21 protein-coding genes are annotated in these 24364 nt (G+C 60.5%); 5 read left to right on the top strand and 16 right to left on the bottom strand.

Annotated elements, in window-relative coordinates:
- Positions 1 to 54 precede the first annotated feature (54 nt).
- The 5 genes from ACUTQY_RS10400 to cecR are packed head-to-tail and all read right to left on the bottom strand — an operon-like array spanning position 55 to position 5773.
- Positions 55 to 1161, bottom strand: a complete 1107-nt coding sequence (locus tag ACUTQY_RS10400; protein ID WP_046686599.1) for an ABC transporter permease — start codon at positions 1159 to 1161, stop codon at positions 55 to 57.
- A gap of 12 nt (positions 1162 to 1173) precedes the next feature.
- Positions 1174 to 2328, bottom strand: a complete 1155-nt coding sequence (locus ACUTQY_RS10395) for an ABC transporter permease (protein ID WP_046686600.1) — start codon at positions 2326 to 2328, stop codon at positions 1174 to 1176.
- Complete coding sequence (locus ACUTQY_RS10390; RefSeq protein ID WP_128869005.1) at positions 2325 to 4061, bottom strand: ATP-binding cassette domain-containing protein; 1737 nt, start codon at positions 4059 to 4061, stop codon at positions 2325 to 2327. Before ACUTQY_RS10390 ends, ACUTQY_RS10395 begins: the two co-directional genes overlap by 4 nt.
- 8 nt (positions 4062 to 4069) lie before the next feature.
- Positions 4070 to 5056 (bottom strand): secretion protein HlyD, encoded by a 987-nt coding sequence (hlyD, locus tag ACUTQY_RS10385; RefSeq protein ID WP_033652365.1) that lies wholly within the window; start codon positions 5054 to 5056, stop codon positions 4070 to 4072.
- 18 nt (positions 5057 to 5074) lie between these two features.
- Complete coding sequence (gene cecR / locus ACUTQY_RS10380) at positions 5075 to 5773, bottom strand: transcriptional regulator CecR (protein ID WP_033642245.1); 699 nt, start codon at positions 5771 to 5773, stop codon at positions 5075 to 5077.
- A 297-nt stretch (positions 5774 to 6070) separates the two neighbouring features.
- On the opposite strand from cecR, the gene rhlE reads away from it, so the two are divergent.
- The 3 genes from rhlE (at position 6071) to dusC (ending at position 9541) form a co-directional block, all read left to right on the top strand.
- The gene (gene rhlE, locus ACUTQY_RS10375) at positions 6071 to 7450 is read left to right on the top strand and encodes an ATP-dependent RNA helicase RhlE (RefSeq protein WP_046686602.1); all 1380 of its coding nucleotides are present in this window, start codon (positions 6071 to 6073) and stop codon (positions 7448 to 7450) included.
- A 114-nt stretch (positions 7451 to 7564) separates the two neighbouring features.
- Positions 7565 to 8524 (top strand): D-2-hydroxyacid dehydrogenase family protein, encoded by a 960-nt coding sequence (locus ACUTQY_RS10370; RefSeq protein ID WP_046686603.1) that lies wholly within the window; start codon positions 7565 to 7567, stop codon positions 8522 to 8524.
- 84 nt (positions 8525 to 8608) lie between these two features.
- Positions 8609 to 9541 carry a tRNA dihydrouridine(16) synthase DusC gene (gene dusC, locus ACUTQY_RS10365; protein WP_033652368.1) on the top strand — a complete coding sequence of 311 codons (933 nt, stop codon included), beginning with the start codon at positions 8609 to 8611 and terminating at the stop codon, positions 9539 to 9541.
- Between the two features lie 41 nt (positions 9542 to 9582).
- Here dusC and ACUTQY_RS10360 read toward each other — a convergent pair whose 3' ends face one another.
- The 9 genes from ACUTQY_RS10360 to ACUTQY_RS10320 form a co-directional block, all read right to left on the bottom strand.
- Positions 9583 to 9849 carry a hypothetical protein gene (locus tag ACUTQY_RS10360; protein ID WP_033642249.1) on the bottom strand — a complete coding sequence of 89 codons (267 nt, stop codon included), beginning with the start codon at positions 9847 to 9849 and terminating at the stop codon, positions 9583 to 9585.
- A gap of 246 nt (positions 9850 to 10095) precedes the next feature.
- Complete coding sequence (gene fbpC, locus ACUTQY_RS10355) at positions 10096 to 11142, bottom strand: ferric ABC transporter ATP-binding protein (protein WP_033642250.1); 1047 nt, start codon at positions 11140 to 11142, stop codon at positions 10096 to 10098.
- A gap of 11 nt (positions 11143 to 11153) precedes the next feature.
- On the bottom strand, positions 11154 to 13232 hold the full coding sequence (locus tag ACUTQY_RS10350) for an ABC transporter permease (RefSeq protein WP_033642251.1): 2079 nt from the start codon (positions 13230 to 13232) through the stop codon (positions 11154 to 11156).
- Between the two features lie 67 nt (positions 13233 to 13299).
- Positions 13300 to 14331 carry an ABC transporter substrate-binding protein gene (locus ACUTQY_RS10345; RefSeq protein WP_046686604.1) on the bottom strand — a complete coding sequence of 344 codons (1032 nt, stop codon included), beginning with the start codon at positions 14329 to 14331 and terminating at the stop codon, positions 13300 to 13302.
- Positions 14328 to 15656, bottom strand: coding sequence for an MFS transporter family glucose-6-phosphate receptor UhpC (gene uhpC, locus ACUTQY_RS10340; RefSeq protein ID WP_226772964.1), 1329 nt, complete (start codon positions 15654 to 15656; stop codon positions 14328 to 14330). The genes ACUTQY_RS10345 and uhpC overlap by 4 nt, the downstream gene beginning before the upstream one ends.
- 60 nt (positions 15657 to 15716) lie before the next feature.
- Positions 15717 to 17258 (bottom strand): MASE1 domain-containing sensor histidine kinase, encoded by a 1542-nt coding sequence (locus ACUTQY_RS10335; RefSeq protein ID WP_033642254.1) that lies wholly within the window; start codon positions 17256 to 17258, stop codon positions 15717 to 15719.
- Positions 17258 to 17887, bottom strand: coding sequence for a response regulator transcription factor (locus ACUTQY_RS10330; protein WP_033642255.1), 630 nt, complete (start codon positions 17885 to 17887; stop codon positions 17258 to 17260). The genes ACUTQY_RS10335 and ACUTQY_RS10330 overlap by 1 nt, the downstream gene beginning before the upstream one ends.
- A gap of 123 nt (positions 17888 to 18010) precedes the next feature.
- Positions 18011 to 18775, bottom strand: coding sequence for an arylamine N-acetyltransferase family protein (locus tag ACUTQY_RS10325; RefSeq protein WP_046686606.1), 765 nt, complete (start codon positions 18773 to 18775; stop codon positions 18011 to 18013).
- Between the two features lie 89 nt (positions 18776 to 18864).
- Complete coding sequence (locus tag ACUTQY_RS10320; protein ID WP_046686607.1) at positions 18865 to 20154, bottom strand: oligosaccharide flippase family protein; 1290 nt, start codon at positions 20152 to 20154, stop codon at positions 18865 to 18867.
- A gap of 155 nt (positions 20155 to 20309) precedes the next feature.
- On the opposite strand from ACUTQY_RS10320, the gene ACUTQY_RS10315 reads away from it, so the two are divergent.
- Together ACUTQY_RS10315 and ACUTQY_RS10310 are read left to right on the top strand one after the other, a co-directional pair.
- Complete coding sequence (locus ACUTQY_RS10315) at positions 20310 to 21161, top strand: ATP-grasp fold amidoligase family protein (protein ID WP_046686608.1); 852 nt, start codon at positions 20310 to 20312, stop codon at positions 21159 to 21161.
- A 66-nt stretch (positions 21162 to 21227) separates the two neighbouring features.
- The gene (locus ACUTQY_RS10310; RefSeq protein ID WP_154582435.1) at positions 21228 to 21371 is read left to right on the top strand and encodes a hypothetical protein; all 144 of its coding nucleotides are present in this window, start codon (positions 21228 to 21230) and stop codon (positions 21369 to 21371) included.
- 31 nt (positions 21372 to 21402) lie between these two features.
- On the opposite strand, the gene ACUTQY_RS10305 is transcribed toward ACUTQY_RS10310, so the two are convergent.
- Both ACUTQY_RS10305 and ACUTQY_RS10300 read right to left on the bottom strand, forming a co-directional pair.
- Positions 21403 to 23223 carry a hypothetical protein gene (locus tag ACUTQY_RS10305; protein WP_046686609.1) on the bottom strand — a complete coding sequence of 607 codons (1821 nt, stop codon included), beginning with the start codon at positions 23221 to 23223 and terminating at the stop codon, positions 21403 to 21405.
- 200 nt (positions 23224 to 23423) lie between these two features.
- Complete coding sequence (locus ACUTQY_RS10300) at positions 23424 to 24323, bottom strand: LysR substrate-binding domain-containing protein (RefSeq protein WP_046686610.1); 900 nt, start codon at positions 24321 to 24323, stop codon at positions 23424 to 23426.
- Positions 24324 to 24364 lie beyond the last annotated feature (41 nt).

Here is a 24364-nt window from a genome sequence, read left to right as displayed (position 1 = left end):
GCCTTAGGGTATTTGGCGATCAAAAAGCTCTGCATGTGACATGCAGAGCTTTTTTTATGCGATCTTGCGGCGGAACAGCGCGTAGGCGGCGCTGCCGGTGGTGGCAGTGATCACCAGCAGCGGCCACAGGCTGCGCCAGATAATGCTGAAGCTGGCGTCCTTCAGGTAGATCTGCTTGGTGATGTCGGTGAAGTGGCGTATCGGATTCACCCAGGTCAGATCCTGCAGCCACACCGGCATATTCTCCACCGGCGAGACATACCCCGAGAGCAGGATCGCCGGCATCATGAACACGAACACGCCGATAAACGCCTGCTGCTGAGTGGCGCACAGCGACGAGATCAGCAGGCCGAAACCGACCAGCGACAGCCCGTAGATCAACATGGTGGCGTAGAACAGCAGCAGCGATCCGGCGAACGGGATCTGATACAGGAAGATGCCGATCAACAGCACGATGCTGGCCTGGAAGCTGGCGACGATCAGCGCCGGCACCGCCTTGCCGATAAAGATCTGCCAGGTGGTGAGCGGCGAGACCAGCAGCTGTTCCAGCGTGCCCTGTTCACGTTCGCGCGCCACCGACAGCGAGGTGACGATCAGCACGCCGATGGTGGTGATCATGGCGATCAGCGACGGCACCACGAACCATTTGTAGTCCAGATTCGGGTTATACCAGTTGCGCACCACCAGTTCGCTGTTGTTGGGTTTCGCGCGGTTGCCGAGCAGCTCGTTCTGATATTCCTGCACGATCTGCTGCACGTAGTTGGCGGCGATCTGCGCGCTGTTGGAGTTGCGCCCGTCGAGCAGCAGCTGCAGCGGCGCGGTATTGCCGACGGCGATATCGCGCGAGAACTGCGCCGGGAAGCGGATCAGCAGCAGCGCCCGCTGGTTGTCGATGGTGGTCTTTATCTCCTGCGGATTGCGCAGCAGCAGGACATGGGAGAAGGCTTTGGCCTTGGCGAAGCGTTGGGTCAGCTCTACCGAGGCCTGGCCGCTGTCCTCGCTGTAGACCGCGATGGTGGCGTTGGTGACTTCCAGCGTCGCGGCGAACGGGAACAGCAGCACCTGCAGGATCACTGGCATGATTAAAATGGCGCGGGTTTGCGGATCGCGCAGCAGCGCCTGCATTTCCTTGATGATGAGCGTCAACAGACGATGAAACATCGCTCTTTCTCCTCAATCCAGCCGGCGCTGGGTTTTCCAGGCCGTCAGGCCGATGAACACCACGGCGGAAGCGATCAGGAACAACAGATTGATCAGCAGCACGGTGCCGACGTTGCCCGCCAGGAACAGCGTTTGCAGCGTGCTGACGAAGTAGCGCGCCGGAATGATGTAGGTCACCGCGCGTACGATGGCCGGCATGCTGTCGATCTGGAAGATGAAGCCGGACAGCATGATCGACGGCAGGAAGGCGGCGTTCAGCGCCACCATCGCCGCATTGAACTGGTTGCGGGTGAGGGTGGAGATCAGCAGGCCCATGCCGAGGGTGCTGGCGAGGAACAGGCTGCTGATCAGCAGCAGGATCGGCAGCGAACCGCGATAGGGCACGCCGAGCACCCAGACCGCCACCGCCATGCACAGCGCCATGGCGATCATGCCGAGGAAGTAATACGGGATCAGCTTGGAGAGCAGCAGCTCGCTGCGCGTCACCTGGGTGGAGAGCAGGGCTTCCATGGTGCCGCGCTCCCATTCGCGGGCGATCACCAGCGAGGTGAGAATGGCGCCGATCACCGTCATGATGATGGTGATGGCGCCGGGAATGATGTAGTGCCGGCTGATGGCCGCCGGGTTGAACCAGTAGCGCATCTGCACGTCAATCAGCGGCTTGTCGTTGCTCCCTCGATCGGCGGCGCGCTGCTGCTGCCAAACTTGCCATACGCCCTGGGCATAGCCCTGCACGAAGTTGGCGGTGTTCGGCTCGCTGCCGTCGGTGATCACCTGGATGGGGGCGCTGTCGTGCGGGCGCGCCATGCGCTGGTCGAAATCCACCGGGATCACCACCAGGCCGCGGATCGTGCCGGCCTGCATCTGCTGGATCAACTGCCGGCGGTTGTCGCTGATGGTCGGTTCGATATAGGGCGAACCGGCGAACGCCTGGGCCAGATCGCGCGCGTCTTCGCTCTGTTGCTCCATCAGAATGCCCAGATGCAGCTTGCTGGAGTCCAGGTTGATGCCGTAGCCGAAGATAAACAGCAGCATCAGCGGGATAACGAAGGCGATCAGGCCGCTGCTGGGATCGCGCAGTATTTGCCGCGTCTCCTTCAGGCACAGCGCGCGCAGTCGGCGCCAGGAGAAGCCGCCGTCGTCGATTGGGGCTCGGTTGTCGCTCACCGCGGTTCCTCCTCGTCGTAGCCCTGCACCAGTTCGATAAACGCCTGTTCCATCGAGGGGTTGGGGTTGTCGTCGCGCGCTACCTGTTGTTTGAGATCGTCCGGCGTGCCGGCGGCGATGATCTTGCCGCGATACACCAGGCCGATGCGGTCGCAGTATTCCGCCTCGTCCATAAAGTGGGTGGTCACCATCACCGTGACGCCCTTGTCGACCATGCCGTTGATGTGCAGCCAGAACTCGCGCCGCGTCAGCGGATCGACACCGGAGGTCGGTTCGTCGAGGAACAGAATATCCGGTTCGTGCATCAGCGCGCAGGCCAGCGCCAGGCGTTGCTTGAAGCCGAGCGGCAGGGCATCCGGCGTCTGATCGAGGATCGGCGCGAAGTTGAAGGCGCGGGACATCTCGTTGATTTTGTCGCGCTGCGCCTTGCCGCTCAGGCCGTAGACGCCGGAGAAGAACTTCAGATTCTGCGCCACCGTCAGGTTGCCGTACAGCGAGAATTTTTGCGCCATGTAGCCGAGGCGTTGGCGCGCCTTGCCGGAACTGGTCTTCAGATCCATCCCCAGCACCAGCGCCTTGCCGCCGGACGGCACCAGCAGGCCGCACATCATTTTGAAGGTGGTGGACTTGCCGGCACCGTTCGGGCCGAGCAGGCCGAAGATTTCGCCGCGCCGCACCTGAAAATCGACGTGATCGGTGGCGGCGAAATCGCCGAATTTCTTGGTCAGCTGCACCGCTTCGATCACCGTTTCACCGCTTTCTCCGTCAACGGTCGGCATGATCTCCGCCAGCGCCGAGCGATGGTTGGGGCCGCCGCCGAGCAGATCGATAAACGCATCCTCGAAGCGCGGATCCGCTTCGTCCAGTTCGGCGTCCGGCAGATCCAGCGTCTGCAGCAGCTGCCGATGATCTTCGCCTTCTTTCAGGATCAGGCGCAGGTACTTGCCCTGGATCACGCCGTCGGTGACCGCCGGCAGGCAGATCGCCCGCTGCAGCAACGATCGATGGCTGCCGGGCGGCGCGGCGATCAATACCGTGCGTCCGGCCATGCGCTGGGTCAGATCCTGCGGCGCGCCGCTGAACAGCAGCTCGCCCTCGTTGAGCAGCAGCACTTCGCGACACTGCTCGGCCTCGTCGAGATAAGAGGTGCTCCACAGGATCAACATGCCGTCATTGGCCAGCTCGTGCACCATGCGCCACAGCTCGCGGCGCGAGATCGGATCGACGCCGACGCCCGGTTCGTCCAGCAGCAGCACCTGGGGTTCGCCCACCAGCGTGCAGGCCAGTCCCAGTTTCTGCTTCATGCCGCCGGACAGCTTGCCCGCCAGACGCCCGGTGAAGCGGGTCAGATCGGTGAATTTCAGCAGCCGTTCGAAGGTCTGGCGGCGAAGATCGCCGGTGACGCCGCGCAGATCGGCGTACAGCGTCAGGTTCTCTATCACCGTCAGATCCTCATACAGCCCGAATTTCTGCGGCATGTAGCCGAGGATCGCATGCAGTTGGCGATCCTGGCCGATCGGATCCAGCCCGGCGACCCGCAGTTTGCCGCTGCTTGGCTTCAGCAGCCCGGCCAGCATGCGCAGCAGGGTGGTTTTGCCGGCGCCGTCCGGGCCGACCAGCCCGATGACCGCGCCGCTGCGCAGGGTGGTGGTCAGGCTGGCGACCGCCGGTTTCTCAAGCGACGGGAAGCGCTTTTCCAGCCCTTCCAACTCGATGGTGTGCGCCTGTTCCATAGCCGGCCTCAGGGTTTGGCGAAGCGCAGGGTGACCGGCATGCCCTGACGCAGCGCATCGTCGGCGTCGGTGACGATCACCCGCAGGCGGTACACCAGATCGGTGCGCAGATCCGGCGTTTCAACGCTTTTCGGCGTGAATTCCGCGGTCGGCGAGACGAAACCGATCTTGCCGTGGTAGGGCTTGCCGGGGCGGCCGTCGGTGTAGATCTCCAGCTCGGTGCCGGGCACCGCCTGGTTCAGGCTGGTTTCGTTGACGTAGGCGCGCACCCACACCGGCCGGGTCAACGACAGGGTGAACACCGTGCCGCCGGCGCCGAGCATGGTGCCCGGCTCTACCGCACGGGTCAGCACCGTGCCGGCTGAAGGGGAGAGCAGCGTGGCGTCTTGCAGGTTCAATTGCGCCTGCGCCAACGCCGCTTCGCTTTGCGCCACCTCGGCCTTGGCCTGTTCAATCTCTTGCGGGCGGTTGCCGCTGCGGTATTGCGACAGTTTGTCTTTCGCCGCTTGCAGATTGGCCTGCGCCTGATTGCGGGCGGTGCGCGCATCCTCCAGCGCGTCGGCGGAGGTGGCGTTTTTCGCCCACAGCCCTTGCTGGCGCTTCAGGAAACTGTCGGCGTAGGCGAAAGCGGACTGGCGCTGCGCCATTTCTGACTGCACCTGGGCTATCTCTTCGCTGCGATAGCCGGCCTGCAGCAGCGACAGTTTGGCGCGCGCGCTGCCGACGTTGGCTTCGGCCTGTTGCAGCGCGTTGCGGTAGGGAGCATCGTCCAGCTTGCCGAGCAGCTGGCCCGGCTGAACGGTATCGCCTTCATCCACCGTCAGCGACGCCAGGCGGCCGTCGACGCGAAAGCCGAGGTTGACCGTGCGGATATCGACGTTTCCGTACAGCGTCAGCGGCCGCTCTTGCTGCTGTTGGTAATGCCATACCCCGTAAGCGACGGCCGCGATCAGCAGAATCAACAACACGATCAAGGCACTGCGTTTTTTGTTCATAACACTCCCTGCCTGAATTTACGCGCCGTGACGTTGGCGCAGCCCAATAACTAAAATCTCGATATGCTCGCTCAGCACCGCCGCGATTTGCGCCGCTTCGCCCTCACCAATCTCTTGCCAGCCGGCCTGACGGCGGATGGTCTCCCGCGCTACGCGGAACGACAGCACCTCGCCGATCAGCGCATGGGTATGCAACACGAGGCGGGCGGCGCGTTCGTCGATGCCGGTGGCGGCCGACAGCAGGCGGCACAGCCGTTCGTGCATCGGCGCGATCACCTGGCGGTGGATCAGCGGGTAGGCGTCGGTTGGGGCAAGCTGTTCGCGCGACATGATTTTGCTCAGATTCAACGTGTGCGGCTGGGTCATCAGCTCGCTGAAGGCCAGCAGGCCACGCTGCAGCAAACGCAGCGCCGCGTCGGGCGATCGCTGTGCGGCAGGCTGCTGCCCAAAGCGATCGACCTCTTCGGCCAGCGGGGCGAACGCCTGCTGGATGAAATCGGCGAGCGACTGCGCCACGGCCAGATACAGCCCCTCTTTGGAGCTGAAGTAGTAGGTGATGGCGGCGATATTCTGGCCGGCGCGCTGGGCGATATCGCGGGTGGTGGCGCCCTGCAGGCCATATTCACCGAACAGGTCGGTCGCTGCGGCGAGCAGCTGCCGGCGCGTTTGCTCGCCGCGCGCTCGGCCGGCGGCCTGATGAGGGACGGAAGCTGGCATGGGGCACGCTCAAAGTTAATCAATCATATGATTAACTTTATGCCAGATTGTTTAAAACGCAACCGCTAATCACAATGAGTTATGTGATCGGCTTCAGACAATGCTGAATTTACGGCAGATTGTGCTCTGGGTGCGTAAAAGTACTTTTTATTGCGCGACTTCTGTTACAATCGCCGCCTGGTGCACTGCAGTTTGTGCCAATCCCTCGTGGTCATGCTTAATGCCCCGTCTGATCATCCTCCCAGGAAACTGCACCGAACACTGTTAGGTTAGGGGGGATCTGGAGTTTTTCTCTTTATGTCATTTGAAACCCTCGGCTTAAGTGCTGAAATTGTGCGCGCTGTTGAAGAACAGGGCTATCGCGAACCGACGCCAATTCAGCGTCAGGCTATCCCTGTCGTGCTGGAAGGTCGTGACCTGATGGCCAGCGCCCAGACCGGCACCGGTAAAACCGCCGGTTTTACCCTGCCGCTGTTGCAGCTGCTGAGCAAGCATGACCATCCGGTCAAGGGCCGTCGCCCGGTGCGCGCGCTGATCCTGACGCCAACCCGTGAGCTGGCGGCGCAGATCGGCGAAAACGTCGATGCCTACAGCAAACACCTGCGCCTGCGTTCGCTGGTGGTGTTTGGCGGCGTGAGCATCAACCCGCAGATGATGAAGCTGCGCGGCGGCGTCGATATCCTGGTGGCAACGCCGGGCCGTTTGCTGGATTTGGAACATCAGAACGCGGTTGACCTGTCCAAAATCGAAATTCTGGTGCTGGACGAAGCGGACCGCATGCTGGACATGGGCTTTATCCACGACATCCGCCGCGTGCTGGCCAAGCTGCCCGCCAAGCGTCAGAACCTGCTGTTCTCCGCAACCTTCTCCGACGACATCAAGGCGCTGGCCAACAAGCTGCTGCACAACCCGGCTTCGGTAGAAGTGGCGCGCCGCAACACCGCGTCTGAGCAGATCGAGCAGAGCGTGCACTTCGTCGACAAGAAGCGTAAGCGGGAACTGCTGTCGCAGATGATCGGCGAAGGCGACTGGAAACAGGTGCTGGTGTTTACCCGCACCAAGCACGGCGCCAACCACCTGGCGGAGCAGCTGAACAAAGACGGCATCACCGCAGCGGCGATCCACGGCAACAAGAGCCAGGGTGCCCGTACCCGTGCGCTGGCCGACTTCAAAGACGGCCGCATCCGCGTGCTGGTGGCGACCGACATCGCGGCGCGCGGCCTGGATATCGACCAGCTGCCGCACGTGGTGAACTACGAGCTGCCTAACGTGCCGGAAGACTACGTGCACCGCATCGGCCGTACCGGCCGCGCGGAGCGCACCGGCGAAGCTATCTCGCTGGTGTGCGTGGATGAACACAAGCTGCTGCGCGACATCGAGCGTCTGCTGAAGCGTGAAATTCCGCGCATTGCGCTGCCGGGCTACGAGCCGGATCCGACCATCAAGGCCGAGCCGATCATCAACGGCCGCCAGGGTGGTGGACGCGGCGCGCCGCGCGGCAACGGCGGTGGCCAGCGTTCCGGCAACGGCGGCGGTCAGCGCAGCGGTAACGCCAACGGCGGCCAGCGTGAAAACCGTGGCAACGGTAACGGCAACGCTCGCCCGCAGGGTGACGGCCAGCGCCGTTCCGGCGCGCCGGCCTCGCGTCGCCCGCGCAGTCGCAAACCGGCCGAATAAGCCCGATTGCGCAAAAGCAAGCCGCCTGTATGGGCGGCTTTTTTTTTTGCCTGGCGGAACGGCATTTTCGTACTAGGCTGGACGGTGGCTACCCCTACATTCCAGGAGACGGAGATGAAATTGAAGTGCGCAATTCTCGATGATTACCAGCAGGTGGCGCTCAAGATGGCGGACTGGTCGGCGCTGGCCGATCGGGTGGAGGTGTCCGCCATCAGCGCGCACTTTACCGATGAGGCGGAGCTGGCGGTGCATCTGCAGGAATGCGACATTCTGGTCATCATGCGCGAGCGCACGCCGATAACCGCCTCGCTGCTGGCGCGGTTGCCGCAGCTGAAGCTGCTGATCACCTCCGGCATGCGCAATGCCGCTATCGATTTGGCCGCCGCCGCTGAGCGCGGCGTAGTGGTGTGCGGCACCCGCAGCGGGTCGGCGGCGCCGATGGAGTTGACCTGGGCGCTGCTGCTCGGGCTGGCCAAGCATATCGTGCCGGAAAGCGCCGGGCTGCGGAACAACGGCCCGTGGCAGCTGGGCTTGGGCGTCACGCTGCAGGGGAAGACGCTGGGGCTGCTGGGGCTGGGCAAGATCGGCGGCCAAATGGCCAAGGTGGCACAGGCGTTCGGCATGCGGGTGCTGGCCTGGAGCCAGAACCTGACGGCGGAACGGGCAGCGCAGGAGGGCGCCCTGCTGGCACCGTCCAAACGGGCGCTGTTCGAGCAGAGCGATTTTGTCTCCATTCACCTGGTGCTGAGCGATCGCAGCCGCGGGCTGGTAGGGCGGGACGAATTGACGGCGATGAAACCCACCGCTTACCTGATCAACACCTCGCGCGCGGGGATCGTCGATCGGGCGGCGCTGGTGGACGTGCTGCAACAGCGGAAGATTGCCGGCGCCGGGCTGGACGTGTTCGAGACGGAGCCGCTGCCGGCCGACGATGTGTTTCGTCAACTGCCCAACGTGCTGGCGACGCCGCATGTGGGTTACGTGGCGGACGATAACTACCGCGCCTACTTCACCGAGGCGGTCGAGGACATTGCGGCGTTTCTCGCCGGTCAACCGATCCGTCGGCTGGGCTGATGGCGTTTTTAATGCCCGCAGAGGCTTGTCTGGCGCGGGCATTCACCCGTATTATTGCGGGTCTTTTTTTAGCTGGGATTGGTCATGCGCGTATTATTGGCTCCGATGGAGGGCGTTCTCGACTCTTTGGTGCGTGAGTTACTCACCGAAGTGAACGACTACGATCTGTGCATCACCGAATTTTTGCGCGTGGTCGATCAGCTGCTGCCGGCCAAGTCGTTCTATCGGCTGTGCCCGGAGCTGCGTCACGCCAGCCGCACGCCGTCGGGCACGCTGGTGCGGGTACAGCTGCTGGGGCAGTACCCGCAGTGGCTGGCGGAGAACGCCGCGCGCGCGGTGGAATTGGGCTCTTACGGCGTCGATCTCAACTGCGGCTGCCCGTCCAAGCTGGTTAACGGCAGCGGCGGCGGGGCGACGCTGCTCAAAGATCCGGAATTGATCTACCAGGGCGCCAAAGCGATGCGCGCGGCGGTGCCGGCCCATCTGCCGGTCACGGTGAAGGTGCGCTTGGGCTGGGACTCTTCCAATCGCAGCTTTGAAATCGCCGATGCGGTGCAGCAGGCGGGCGCCAGCGAACTGACGGTGCACGGCCGCACCAAAGAGGACGGCTACAAGGCGGATCGCATCAACTGGGCGGCGATCGGCGAGATCCGTCAGCGGCTGAGCATCCCGGTTGTCGCCAACGGCGAGATCTGGGATTACCAGAGCGCGCAGGATTGCCTGCAGACGACCGGCTGCGACGCCATCATGCTGGGGCGCGGCGCGCTCAACGTGCCGAACCTGAGCCGGGTGGTGAAATATAACGAACCGCGCATGCCCTGGCCGCAGGTGGTTGAGCTGCTGCAAAAATACGTCCATCTGGAAAAGCAGGGCGACACCGGCCTGTATCACGTGGCGCGCATTAAACAGTGGCTGGGTTATTTGCGTAAAGAATATGATGAAGCAACTGAACTGTTCAGCGAAATACGCGCGCTGACGACGTCCGGGGATATTGCGCGCGTCATCTGCCGCAGCTGAAAATAAACCCGCGCGTGGCGGGTTTATTTAAATCGGCATTATCAGGCGGCTTTATCAAGACGGTTTAATTCTATCTCGATATCCTGAATGGTTTTTTCCAGTCCTTCCAGACAGGCGCCCTGTTTATTCAATAGGTCGTTAATGGCTTCGGCGAATGCCTTATTTTTGCATTCCCCCTGATCGAAGGCCAGCCAGTGTGCGGAGAGCGTCTCGATATTCGACTGCGCGTAGTGGCGCATTTCCTTCAGCTGGGAAGCGACATTGCGTAAATTATCCAGCTGCGCCTGTGCATTTGCATTGTTGCTCATGAATTTCTCCTTGAGTTGGCCGTTAAATAATTTCGACTGCGGGATCAAGCTTACCCTATTTAAATAAAAATATCACCCTGAGTGGTCTGGGTGGTTATTTTTGAGTGGGTGTGGCTATATTTATTTTTCGGCTGAACAAGGACTTGGGTGGAATTGTAAAAATAGATAAATACGGTGTTTTTGGCGATTATTTTCGGCCATCCCGTATGGGATGGCCGTTATTCTACCCCTTAAGCGTGAGGCCGACTATGCCGCGTCCGCCAGCATAAACATGCCGTAGGGGTGAATTTCCAGATAATACTGCTCGCCGACGTTCGGTTGCAGGCGGGTGGCGTTAACCTGCAGCAAAATCTGTTGCCCGTGCCACGCCACCGTCACCTCATACTGCGGCCCCATGTAGGCGACATGCTGGATCTCGCAGCGCTGGCTTTCATCGCCATGCTCGCTCAGCGTGATCGCTTCCGGCCGCACGCCCACCGTGCCGGCGCCCTGGGCGGCAAAATGCGCCGGGCGCGGCAGGCGATAGCCGCTGATATCGACATGATCGGCGCTGAAGCTGGCCGGGAACAGGTTGGCGTCCCCCATAAAGCTCGCCATAAAGCGCGAGGCGGGCTGCCGATAGAGATCCTGCGGCGAGCCCATCTGCATGATATGCCCCTTGTTCATCACCAGTACGGTGTCGGAGACTGCAAAAGCCTCGCTCTGATCGTGGGTGACGTACAGCGACGTGATATCAAACTGCTTTTGCAGCTCGCGGATCTTTTCGCGCATGCTGCGGCGCAGGTTGGCGTCGAGGTTGCTCAACGGCTCGTCGAACAGCAGCACTTTCGGCTTGAGGATCAGCGCGCGCGCCAGCGCCACGCGCTGCTGTTGGCCGCCGGAGATCTGATCGACATAGCGATCGTCGAACCCCGCCAAGTCCACCATCGCCAGCGCTTCCTGCACGCGCGCTTTCACTTCGGCGCGCGGAATGCCGAGCATCTTCAGGCCATAGCCGACGTTCTCCCCCAGCGACATGTGCGGGAACAGGGCATAAGACTGGAATACCATGCAGATGTCACGCTGCTGGATGGAACGATGGGTGACGTCTTCACCATCAATGAATATCTGCCCGTCGCTCGGTTTTTCCAGCCCGGCGACCAGGCGCAAAATGGTGGTCTTGCCGCAGCCGGAAGGGCCGAGCAGCGTCACCATTTGCCCCCGTGGGATGGTGAGCGTGATGTTATCGATTACCGTGTTGCTGCCGAACCGTTTGGAGACGTTACGCAGTTCAACGAAATTTTTCTGGCTCATCATGGGCTCCATTACGCCTGGTTTTTGGCTTTTGAACGGGAGATGCGTGCCTCGCCGATCAGCCAGTCAAAGAGGAAAATAATCGCCAGCATCACCACGATCAGAATTGAACCGTAGGCGATCGCCACGCCGTATTCGCCGTCTTCCACGCGGTTGAGGATGTAGGCGGTGGCCACGCGGGTATCGGGGGTGACCAGGAAGACGATGGCGCTGACGGTGGTGATGGCGCGCACGAAGCTGTAGATCAGCGCCGACAGGATCGCCGGGCGCAGCAGCGGCAGCAGGATGTGCGTGATGGTGCGCAGCGAGCCGGCGCGCAGGCTGAGCGAGGCTTCGTCCAGCGATTTGTCTATCTGGCCCAGCCCGGCGATCCCGGCGCGAATGCCCACCGGCACGTTGCGCATCACCATCGAAATAATCACGATGGCGGCCGTCCCGGTGAGGTACACCGGCGCGCCGTTAAAGGCGAGAATGTAAGAGACGCCGGCCACGGTACCCGGCACCGCAAAGCACAGCATGGTGGTGAACTCGATGGTCTTTTTGCCCTTGAACTGTTGGCGCACCACGATCCAGGCGATCAGCAGGCCGAACGCGGCGGTGATCGGCGCGGCGATCCCGGCGTACAGCAGCGTGTCGAGCAGCGAAGGCCACGCGCCGTCGCTCATGCCCTGGCCGAACAGTTTGATGAAGTTATCCAGCGTCAGCGTGTAATCCACTCCCCAGTTGACGGTGAAGCTGCCGTAGAAAATGCTGCCGTAAAGCAGGGCGTTAAAGGCTACCCACACCGCCAGCAGCGCGATCACGCCCCACACCAGCGTGACCGGCAGCGGCTGCACGTCGCCGCGATACGATTTGCCGGACACGGTGACGTAGGAACGTTTGCCGATCCACATATACTGGATGCAGAACACCAGCAGTGAGAACAGCAGCAGGAAGGCGCCGAGGGTGCTGGCGGCCTGATAATCGAGCTGCGAACCGGTGATGTAAAAATAGATTTGCGTCGCCAGCACGTCGAAGTTGCCGCCGAGCACCAGCGGGTTGCTGAAATCAGCCAGCGATTGCACCACCACGATCAAAAACGCGTTGGCCAGCGCCGGTTTCAGCAGCGGCACGAACACGCCGTTAAAGGTTTGCCAGCGGCTGGCGCGCAGGGTGTAGGAGGCCTCTTCCAGCGAAGGATGAATGGTCTTGATCGCGCCGTCGAGGATCATGAACGCCATCGGGGTGAACGCCAGCACCTGCGCCAGCCAGATGCCGGTAAAGCCGTACAGCCAGTTGGTGTTGGTCAAACCGAACCAGGCCACCATCCACTCGGTGACATAGCCGGAGCGCCCCATCATCAGCGTGACGCCCAGCCCGACGACGAACGGCGGCGTGACGATGGGCAAGATGGAGAAGATGCGGCCGATAATGGCGCTGCGCTTGGCGATGCGGGTAGTGTAAATTGCCAGCACCAGGCCGAAAAAGGTGCAGCCGGCGCCCACCGCGATCGACAGGGCGATGGAGTTGAGGATCACCTGAATGATATGCGCCTGCGACAGCACGTTCATAAAGGCCAGCGGCGCGAAAGCGCCCGTCTGGTCGGTGAACATCGGAATGAAAATCGCGATGCTCGGCCAGACGATGAAGACGCCGATCAGCGCCACGATGGTGACCAGCGCGCCGATAACGAAACGGTCGCCGCCCAGCCAGTCGAGGCGGGTCAGCGCCAGCGTCATGATGGCGCCCAGCGCGGTCAACTGCACCAGGGTGGCGTAGCCTAAACCGCGTCCCGCCACCGTGGCGCTGACAACGATAAAGGCCATGCACAGCAGCGCCCAGCCGGCATCGAACGCGTGGCGGCGCCGCTGCTCACGGCCTGCCGCAGCGTAAGGGCGCAACAGCAGCAGGCTTGGCAGCAGGCACCAAAGCCAGCTGATATTGCGGTGTGACCAGCCGTAGGCCGCGAGGATCTCTTCGCCGGTGGACTCCAGCAGGCCGTAATCCAGGCTCCAGCTCGGCAGCAGGGCGAACGCCAGCCAGCCAAGCAAAACCCAAAGGGATATCGCATCTCGTTTTTTCACGAGATGGAGTGCATGTGTATGTGACATAAGTTTCCCGGATGTTCAGGCCGGGCAAGCCGTGAGGCTTACCCGGCAACAGGCGCAGAATGTGGGCTTATTTACCCATCTTGACTTCGCTGACCCATTTATTGATCAGCGCCTTGCGGACGTCGGTCGAACCGTACTTGTCCATGTCGTAGTTGATCAGCTTCAGGTCGTCGAGCTTCAGCGAGTTCGGCGAGGTATCGGCGGTGGTGTTGGTCAGGATCTGATAGGACTTGCCTTGCTTCCACGCCAGCTCCTGCGCCTCTTTCGACAACACCCAATCCACGAACAGCTTGGCGTTGTCGAGGTTGCGCGCGCCTTTGAGGATGCTGACGCCGCCGATTTCGTAGCCGGTGCCTTCACACGGCGAGATAAGCTCAAGCGGCGCGCCCTGTTCCTTTTCGAGCGAGTAATCATGCAGGAAACCGATGCCGATCGCCGTTTCGCCGCGGGCGGCGTTGCGCGCCGGGGCAATGCCGGACTTGGTGTACTGCGAGACGTTGGCGTTCAGCTGTTTGAGGTAAGCGAACGCCTGATCGTCTCCCCACAGCTGGGCAAAGGTCGCCAGCGCGGTGTAGGCGGTGCCGGAGCTTTGCGGATCGGCGATTTGAATCTCGCCTTTGTATTCCGGCTTGGTCAGGTCTTTCCAGCACTTGGGCACCGGCAGATTTTTCTCTTTCAGGCGCTGGGTATTGACGCCAAAGCCGAGAATGCCGACGTAGACCGCCGAGGAGTAGTTGCCTTTCAGCTTGGCCGGATCGCGGAATTGCGTCATCACCTGGTCGAGATTCGGCGATTTGTACGGCTGCAGCAGCCCCATTTCACCGGCCTGGGATTGCGGATCGAGCGTACCGCCGTACCAGACGTCCGCCTGCGGGTTCTTCTTCTCGGCGTCCACTTTTGCCAGCGTGCTGCCGGATCCGTTGCGGATGAACGCGGTTTTCACGTCATATTTCTCGCCGAAAGCTTTGGTTTCCGCTTCGCACATTTCATTGGTGGCGCTGCAGTAGACCACCAGGCGGCCCTTGGCGTGCGCGGCGCCGCTCAGGGTCGCCAGCGCGATGCCGGACGCTATCAGGGTAGTGACCCACGTTTTTTTCATTGTTTTATCCTTCTCTCGGTAGAGGTGGTAACGCTCGCCATCAGCAGCGGCATCAGCAATAAACCCATAAGAACGGCGGCGATCGACAGCAAACTGAACATGCCTGACCAGCCGTAGCCTTCGATGACCCGCGACAGCGGCCAGCCCGCCAGCGCCGCCCCCAGATAGGCGAACAGGCCGAGAAAGCCGGTGATGGAGCCCGCGGCGCCTTTGTGCCCGCATTCCACGGCGGCGAGGCCAATCAGCATCTGTGGGCCGAAGACAAAAAAGCCCACCGTAAAGAAACAGCCCGCCAGCAGCGCGTAGTGATGCACCGGCGCCAGCCACAGCGCGGCGACGGAAACCATCAGCCCGAGCGTGAACAGCAAAATCATCGGCGCGCGCTGCCCGCCGAACAGCACATCCGAGCCCCAGCCGGCGAACAGCGCGCCGAGCAGGCCGCCTATCTCGAACAGCATCACTGTCGCATTGGCGCTGAGCAGGTTGACGCCGTGGCTTTCCGTCAGCCACAGGTTGCCCCAGTCGTTCAACGCAATGCGGATCAGGTAGACCAGCACGTAAGAGACGCCGAGCAACCAGATCATCGGGTTCTTCAGCATCGTGGTGCGCAACATTCGCCACAGCCCCATCGGCGGGCTTTGCTGTTCCTGGCGCAGCTCCAGCGGATCGTGGCGCCACTGGCCGACCGACGGCAGGCCTTCTTCCTGTGGCGTGCCTGTCAGCTGCCGCGTGAGCCAGATGCCCAGCACCATGCTGACGGCCCCCGGGATCAACATCGCCGCCTGCCAGCCCCAGCGCTGGGCGGCGAAGGCGCTGATCAGCGGCACAATCGCGCCACCGAGGTTGATCGACATATTCCAGCAGCCCCACCAGAAGCCGCGCTCGTTGCGCGAATACCAGTGGGTCAGCAGCCGCGCGCAGGGCGGCCAGCCCCAGCCCTGAAAGAAGCCGTTCAGCGCCCAGACCGCCAGCAGCAGCGTCAGCGATTCGCCGAAGGCGAACGCCACGTTCAGCAAACCGGTGGCGAACAGGCCGATCCCCATAAACCCGCGCTGCCCATGGCCGTCGTGCCACAACCCGGCGACGAATTTCGACAGGCCGTAGCTCAGATAAAACAGCGAGCCGAGCAGGCCGATGTCTCCTTTATCCAGCCCCAAATCCGTTTGCAGCGCCGGCAGCACGTAATTCACGCTTTTGCGCGTCAGGTAAAAGGCGGCGTACCCGATGACCATGTACAGCAGCAGCCGCGGGCGCAGCGCGCGGTAACGATGATCGATTTCAGATGCTGAGCGTGCTTGCATAGCCGCCTCCCTGGTGCTGACTATAAGAAGGTGAAAAGGAAAGGGGATGAGATAAAGTCCGGAGTGGCTAAGACTTTTTCCTAGTTAGTCGGCGGTTTGTTGCAAATTTGTGGGCAGGTTAACAATTACCCGGGTGCCGCGCTGCGTTTCCAGCGTCAGTTCGCCGCCGAGCGCGCTGACCCGTTCGCGCATTCCCTGAATGCCGAAGCCCGGCGCGTTGCCCGCATGGATGCCGACGCCGTTGTCCCGTACCTCGAGGTGCAACATGGCGCCTTGCTGATACAAAACGATGGCGACTTCGCTGGCCTCGGCGTGTTTGCACACGTTGTTGAGCAGCTCTTGCAGCAGCCGGTAGAGGGTGAAGCGCACCGTCTCGCCGGCGGGCGTGTCGGTCAGGCGGTAGTCGAAACGGCAACGGATGCCCCGCTCGCTAAAGGCGAATTCGCTCAGCAGGTGGTGAAGCGCGTCTTTGAACGCCAGCTCGTCCAGCGCGGGCGGGCGAAGTTGGCGCAGTAGCTGGCGCGTGGAGTGATGAATGCGCCGGGCGAGATCGCCTATCTGGTTCGCGGCGGCCTGGGTTTGCGCCGGATCGCGCGCCCGCTTGACCAGCTGCGACTGAATTTGAATGGCGGTGATGTTCTGGCCGATTTCATCGTGCAGCTCGCGCGCCAGGTTCTTTCGCGTGTCTTCTTCGGTGTGGATCAGTTTTTCGGTCAACGCCCGCCGCGCCGCCAACTCTTCTTCCAGGCGTCGGCGATAGTGGTGCAGGTTTTGCGCCAGGTGCTGCTGACGGCTGATGGCGATGCCCAGACCGATGCCGAGCAGCGCCTGGGTCGCCAGAAAGATTTCCAGCTCGACCAGATTGCCGAACCCCACGCCGACCTGCCGCGCGAGGGTGATCATCATGCTGCCGAGCAGGCCGGACAGCACGCCGCCCTGCCAACCGAACTTCCACGCCATCACCACGTTCGGCAAAAACACCACGATCAGCAGCAGGCGCTCGATTTCCGGCGACAGCACCATCTGCGTACCGATGCCGATAACGAAAAACAGGCTGCACCAGATGATTAAGGACGCGCGCAGCGGCGGGTTGGCGGTGTCCAGCCCCAGCAGATGGTAGCGGTGCTGCTGGCGCAGAAATTCAAAGATCAGGTAGACGAACGGGGTCAACAAAACACCGCCGGTAAACGACGCCAGGCCGAGCAGCATCGCCGGGCTCTGCGCGAAAGGCGACAGCAGGGCGGTATTGAGCAGCGAGGCGGCGGTCACTGCGGCCAGCAGCAGCGTCAGCCGTTGCCAGTAGAGCGGAAAACGGCGCCAGAATCGCTGCGCGAGCGCGGCCGGGAGCAGGGTGATGAACGGCGCGGCCAGCAGGCCATAGCCGCTCAGCAGGCGTTCGCCGTGCAGCCAGAACAGCAGCAGCACCGGCGGTATTATCAGGGCGAGCCAATAGCGGCGCGCCAGCAAGATCAGCAGCGCGAGATAGACACCGTGGGGCAGAAACAGCGCCGCCTGATTGCCGTTGTGGGTCAGATAGAAGCCGAGCGTCCACAGCATCAGCCAGCCGCTGCCCCAGGCCAACAGGATAAACAGCGAGATAACCCAGCGCCGTGAGCGGAGTGACATCAATGCCCCGCCAGCAGTTGATGATCGAGGGCGAAATGCACCAGCTCAATGGTGCTGTTGCACTGCAGCTTGCCCAGGACGTTGGCGCGATGTACGTGTACCGTTTTATGGCTGAGATCGAGCTTGAAAGCGATCTCCTTTACGCTGTCGCCTTTGACCAGCAGCTCGAAGATTTCACGCTCGCGCGGGGTCAGCACTTCCAGCGCCGTGGCCGGCTGCTCGCCGCCGCGCAGCGCCCGCAGCGCGTCGGCGCACAGGTAATGGCCGCCCATATCGACGGAGCGCACCGCCTGCACCAGCTCTTCCGGCCCGCAGCGTTTAGTCAGATAACCGCTGGCGCCGGCATCCAGCGCGCTCTGCACGAAGGTGGGGGAGTCATAAATGCTGAGTATGATCGCGCGAAACTGCGGCTTCTGCGCCCGCAGGCGTTTCAACAGGCTCAGGCCGTTTTCATCCGGCATGGCGATGTCCATCACCGCGACGCTGACGTCGTCGCGCAGCAGCGCCGGCCAGGCCGCCGCCGCGCTGCTGTATTGCCCCGCTACGTCGATGTCTGCTTCGAGGCTGAGCAATTGCGCAAAGCCGGAGCGCACCACCACATGGTCATCGACCAGTATCACACGGATCATTTTTCGCACTCTGTTGCCGAATCATGATCCTATGATGCCTGCCGCCGCGATGCTGGCAATCAGCCAAGCGCGGTTATGCAATCGATGTAACAGAATCGTAATAAAAGGGCGTCGCCCGCGCCGTCAACGATCCACATCGATGGCGAAATGCTGCCACAGCGCGGCGCGGCGTTCCTCTTCCGAATGCAGCGTCGTTTCGTGGCGCTGGTGATCTTCAGTCACGATCAGCTTCATGTCGCTGAGGGTCACCCGGCCGTGTTCCGTCGGCCGTGAGCACACCAGGCGTTGGGTGAAATGCGACTGCGGCGAAGTGCTGTGGAAGTGGCACATCTCGTCGAACTCATGCAATTCGCGCGGCTGAACGGTAAAGCGATACAGGGTTTTGGCATGCGAGCGTTGGTCGCCGTTGCGGCGCTCCAGCAGGTAATACTCGCCTTCCTGCTCCAGGTGGAAGGTGCCGCTGGCCTGCGGTTGCGGCTCGGCAACGACGATTTTGAGCGGCGTCAGGAAGGAATCGCCGAAACCGACGTCTACCAGCCATGCTTGATCTTCCAGATCCACCCGCAGCGCCAGGTGGTCGTAGGGCGGGCCGAAATGGCCGTCGCGCGCGCGGATCTCGCCGGAGATGAAGCTCACCTTGAAGCCGAGCTCTCGCAGCAGCAGGGCGAACAGCGTGTTCAGCTCATAACAGAAACCGCCGCGGTTACGCTCGACCACCTTGCTGAACAGCGCCTCCGGCGCCAGTTGAATGCCCTGATGATAAATAATGCTCAGGTTCTCGAACGGGACGCTCAGCATGTGGCGATGGTGCAGCTGTTGCAACGTGGGGAGGTCTGGGCGGGCGGCACCGGTAAAGCCGATATGCTGCAGGTAGCGTTGGGTATCCACAGGGAGTCTCGCATGAGAAAAAGTAGGCTTAAAATAGCGGGCTTTGTGGCGTTTGTGAGCGCATTACGTGCTGCGCCTCGGCAGCCGGATTACTTTCCCGACGGGCGTCTTAGGTAAAGCGCCGGGTTCAGTGAGCGCAGATGCATTTTCAGTACGGTACCCCGTTGAAAGAGATAGTTGAGTACGGTCAATGACAGCAGTTCGGTCAGCAAGGTGCTGTAAGCGGCGCCCATCATGCCGTATTGCCGAATCAGGCCGTATGACAGAGGAATGTTAATGATAAACACCAACAACATTTTGCGGGAAAGGAAGCCGTAACCGGAAAACAGCACGATGTATTTATAGGCCACGGTCCCCAGGGCGGAGAGCAGGGTGGCGACGGCCAACACCCCCATGGCGGCATAGGCCGCCAGGTATTGCTCGCCGTACAACAGTGCGATGACCGGTTTGCCCAGCCAAACGATCCCGGCGACGATGGCTAAGGCGATGGCCAGCACCAACCCATTCAGTTTGGCCGCGGCGCGCATCGCGTCTTCGCGCCGATAGGCGAATATTTTCGCGAAGAACGAGGTGATGACGGCATCGGTAACGAACATCCAGGCGGTCGCCAGGGTAATGGCGACCGAGTAAATGCCCAGCACCGCGGCGGAAACGAACCACATCAAAAACAGCTGCGCCAGCCGGGTATAGATGGCGATGGAAACATTGGATACCGCCAACGGCAGGCCGCTGGCGAGCAGATAGCGCACATATTTGCGCCGAATACGGCCGGGGGCCGAAAAGCCCGGATGGCGGCGATGATAAAGGTGATGACGGATCAGATAGGGGATGAGGTACACCATCACGATAGGGATGGCCAGAAAGTACAGGTGCAGATCAAAAAACACGATCAGCCAGCGAGCCAACAATGCGCTGGCTAAGCCGGCCACGTTGGCCAGGGTATTGAAACGCGATTCCAGCCGGGCGTCATGGTAAATGGCGAAGACGTCTTTGAGTGAAAAAAACGAGGCCAGGAATGTGGCGGCGCAAAAGTAAAAGGTCGTGAAGTCTTCCCGCAGCCCGGTATAAAGCAAGATGATCGCAGAAAAGGCCAGGAAACAGGCTTGCCTCAGCCGGTTGGTGGAGAACATCAGCGCTGCGCCGGAGCGCGGATTACGGCTAATGCGTTTGAAGAGGATGGTGTCCGACCCCAGCAGCGCCAACGTTTGGGTAATGGCGAAAATCGCCGTGGCAAAGGTAATCTTTCCGAAGCTTTCCGGCCCAATATATTTGGCCATGTAGGCGGTGATGAATATAACGCCGAGGATTGATACCGTCTTTTCCGCTATCATCCAGGAAGCGTTTCTTATTATGCTGAAGTCTATGATCTTTAGTTTCACTGACGCTTCCCTGAATACCTTATGATATAGGATTATTCCGTTTTTTATCCTTTAATAATCACCAAGGCTTTTTTTATATTTTACAATTGAAGTCAATTGCATTTAAACTTTAGCTGGGTCTTTTGTTATGTTGGATTAATGGATGAATCAACGGAATGAGAAAATTCGTAAAATACCTCTATAAGGTTTCGCCTGACTTTATTTATTATCAGCTGTCGCATTATTTTGCTCACGGAAGCTTTGTCAACTTTTTGAATCCTAAAAGTTTTTCCGAAAGGATTTACCACAGAATGCGCTACCCGCGCGAAGAGTTCAGCCTGTTGGCGGACAAGGTGGCGGTGAGGGATTATATATCCAGTCGCGTTTCGGAAAAATACCTAACGCCGGTCATCATGATAACGGAGAACTTCACTGAGCAAGACTATTTGTCGTTGCCTCAATCTTTTGTTATCAAAACAAATAATGCCTCGCAGCAAGTTAAGATTGTCAGAGATAAAGCGCGAGTGAGTTATGATGAGATTGCAAGCACTCTCAAGAAATGGTCAAAAATAACGTATTGGAAGCGCTTTCGTGAGAAGCACTATGCGAAGATCCCACTGCAAATTGTGGTTGAAAACCTGTTGGACATCGAACGCGACGGTGAATTGATCGACTATAAAGTGCATGTTTTTAACGGCAGCCAGCCTTATCTGTTCGTGGAGTTGCTGCGGGGCGGCCCGGAGCCGACGTCGCTGGAGTTTTTGGACCGCCATGCGCATCACTGCTTTTTTACCCAGAAAGATATTCCCCAGATCAACACGTTGCACGCGAAGCCTGACTTTTGGGATGAGATGATTGAAGTCGCCCAAGCCGTTGCCGCCGATCTGGACTACTGCCGGGTCGATTTCTACCTGACGCAAGACAGGCTCTATATCGGCGAGCTGACGCTCACCCCCGGTGCAGGCAATGAAGTGTACCAACCGCGCGCCACGAACCTGCTGCTGGGCGAGCTGATGGCCAAAACCTGAACGCTATGCCGAGCGTTGGGCCAGTTCCCGCAGCCAGCCCAAAAACGCCGCGGCGTTCCTCTTCGAATGCAGTGTCGTTTCGTGGCGCAGGCGATCTTCAGTCATGAAGCGCATCCCAAGTTGGATGCGTTGAAAACAGGACAGGAAAGAAATAGCGGGAAAGCCACCGGCGCGTTCTACTGCATCGACGGCGGTTATTCCACGCATTAACAAAAACAGGCCCCTGATGGGGCCTGTGCAGTTACCAGGATTTATGCGGGTTGCGGGAGACGATGTCGATCTTTTGACACAGCAGTTTGGTAATGTCCACCGAGGTTGGCTGAGCGGCGCTGCCGACAAAGTTTTTCAGCACGATGGCGATGCGGGCGTAATTAACGTAGCCCTCAGGCAGCGGCAAATACTCGGCAACGTCGAGCGCGGTAATGCGATCCGAGGTCATCGTTGCTGAAGTGGTCGGGGTGACTGTGCCGGTGCGGCCCCACTGACAGACTTTTTCCAGCAAGGTGGTGACGCCGGCATCGCCGTTCAGCACATACTTTCCTTGGTAGGTACCGATTGTGACATCAAGGCTGTTCTGGCCTTTTAGGTTTGCCAACGTGGCGCGCCACAGCACCAGATCGTTTTTCGCGACCGGGAAGTAGATCTCGATGCGCTTGTCGGCCGTTGTCGCCGTTTTGGTGGTGGCGGTGAGCACGCCGTTTTGCAGCGTTACTGCCAAATCGGCGGTTTCCGTTTGCGAAACGCGTGCGCCGCCGAAGGCGTAGACATTATTCAGCGCCAGCGCACTGCTCTCTTTCCAGGTGGGTTCCGGCAGATGGTTGACGCCATCGCCCAGATAGAGCAGACGCCACATGTTGACATAGCCAGGCGCGACGATCTTTTTCATTTCGATGTGGTTGTTGGACCAGCCTTTTTTAATGTCGGCGTTCACCAGATCGAACCCATCGATATAACATTTTCCGCTCAGATCGCTGGATTTATCGAAGTAGAAATATTCAACGTATTGATAAGGCACCTTGCTGCCGGTATCGGTGTTGTTAGTCATCACGCTGTGCCATTGGCTGTCTTTGATTTTTACCGTGCCGCCGTTGTCGCTGGTAAATACCGGTCGATAGTTGCGGCAGTTGGCGTTGCCCCATTCGAAGTGGCAGTTTTTAAAGTCAAGCGTGCCGCCTTTGAGATCAAACAAGCCGTAATCGGTATTGGCCAACTGTTCGGTTTCATTGTTAAAGCCGCTGTAATCGAAAGAGCAATCTCGGAAGGCCAAAGTATGCACGCCCTGATAGTAGTTTCGGCTGTCGCCGAACAGGCATTTGTAGAAGACGATTTTTTCGCCGGCGTTGGCGGTGGTTTCCGACCAAATTGGCCACACACAACCGCGCACCATGATGCTGTGCCAGCTCTGAATATAGGCGTTGTTGCCGAAGACGATGCCCTTGTGCAGGTTAGTCAGCCAGACGTTTTGCACCAGCAGTTGGCAGGCCGGCAGGCCGTGCATGTTCGAGGCATCGCTGTAGACGCACAGGCCGCGCAGATTGGCCGCCGCGCCGGGCGCTCCGACGATGCGCAGGTTGTAAATCGCCGGCGCACCCAAAGAGTATTGCACGCGTACGCACTCGATATTGGCCGCGCTGCTGAAATCAAGAATGGTGCCCTTAAAATCGACGGCGTTTTTCCATAGCTTCAGGTTGGCGGTGGTTTTACAAGGGCGTACGCCGCCGGGGCCGACCAGAGTAATCCCCGCAGGGGTCGTCGGGATCGGCAGTTGCCACCACTCTTCGCCTTTGACCTGCAAGAAGTTGCAAGCGCGGGTGATGGTCAGAGAGTAATCCAGCTCATCGCCCGGCAGGTGCCACCAATCGATGCTGTAATCGCCGTCATTGATGATGCGCTTCCAGCGGCGGTTTTGCGCGTCGACGAGCAGGGTAACACCGTTATCCTGACTGGTGGAATCCGCGTCGTCTCGGGTAAATACGCCATGGTGGTAGCGGTTTTCGAGCATCACTGCGGTTTCGCTGCCGGCATAGTTGCGCAGATTGGCATAATCATTTAATGAAATCATGGAATAACCCTCATTTGGTACGATAAGAGGCCGATGCAATATGTGGCAGTTGCAGAGGCGGAGGCTTAAGTAAGTGGCATTGTGACCGAAGAGGGAGCCCGTTCATGATCCCGGTCGGCAGGAATAAATTAACAGGCTAAGGCGAGGGCATTAAGCGTCCAGGGTTGTGTCTGACGCCAGCAAACATCACGTTGCGGATTTTAGGTGCTGGCGGCGAGGGCGAGTGCTTGCAGCCAGCCCAAAAACGCTGCGGCGCCGGGTTTTTCCAGCGTGCGCGGCGGGTAAACTACGTAGTAGGGCTTGCTAAGCGGCAGCGCCGGTTCGGCCAGGGTGACCAGCCGGCCTTCCGCCAGTTCACGGGCGATCAGCCGCCGCTGGCCGAGCAGCACCCCGCGTCCTTGCACGGCGGCGTCGATGGCCAGCGAAGTCAGGTTATAGGTCAGCCCGCGGCGCGGCGGCGGCATTCGATCGGCGGCGGTGAACCACTCGTGCCAGCCCGGCAGAAACTGGCTCTCCTTGCCCCAGTCGACGTGGATCAGCGGTAGCTGCGTCCAGTCGCCGCGATCGCGCAGCGCCGGGCTGCACACCGGCTGCACCCGATCCTGAAACAGCCGCACCTTTTCCAGCAGCGGATAGTCCTGATCGCCGAAGCACAGGGCGAAGTCCGCCGCCGAATGGGCGAAATCGACCGCCGCATGGGTCGCGTGCAGCCGCAGATCGCCGTCGGGGCACTGCGCCAGCCAGTCGCCCAGCGCCGGGTTCAGCCACTTGGAGGTCAACGCCGGCAGGGCGAATACCGTCAGCGCCTGTTTGCCGCGCTGGCGCTCGACGTGCTGCTGCGCCACGCGCAGCGTTTCGAACGCCTCCTGCACGTAGGCCAGGTAGTCCGCGCCCTGTTCGGTCAGCGTGACGCCGCTTTTGGCGCGGATGAACAGCGTGATCCCCAGATGTTGCTCCAGCTGGCGGATCTGCTGGCTGACGGCGGCGGCGGTCAGCGCCAGCGTATCCGCCGCGCGGGCCAGGCTGCCGGTGCGGGCGGCGGTTTCGAACGCCAGAATGGCGCTCAGCTTGGGCAAGCGCGCACGGGACGGTGAGTGCATGAGCAGGGCTTATCGCTAAGAATTCGTTAGCTTATCCATAA

The organism is Serratia sp. TSA_130.1 (assembly GCF_052691795.1).
The sequence above is the reverse complement of the archived record's forward strand: the minus strand, read 5'-3'. Positions and strand labels throughout refer to the sequence as shown.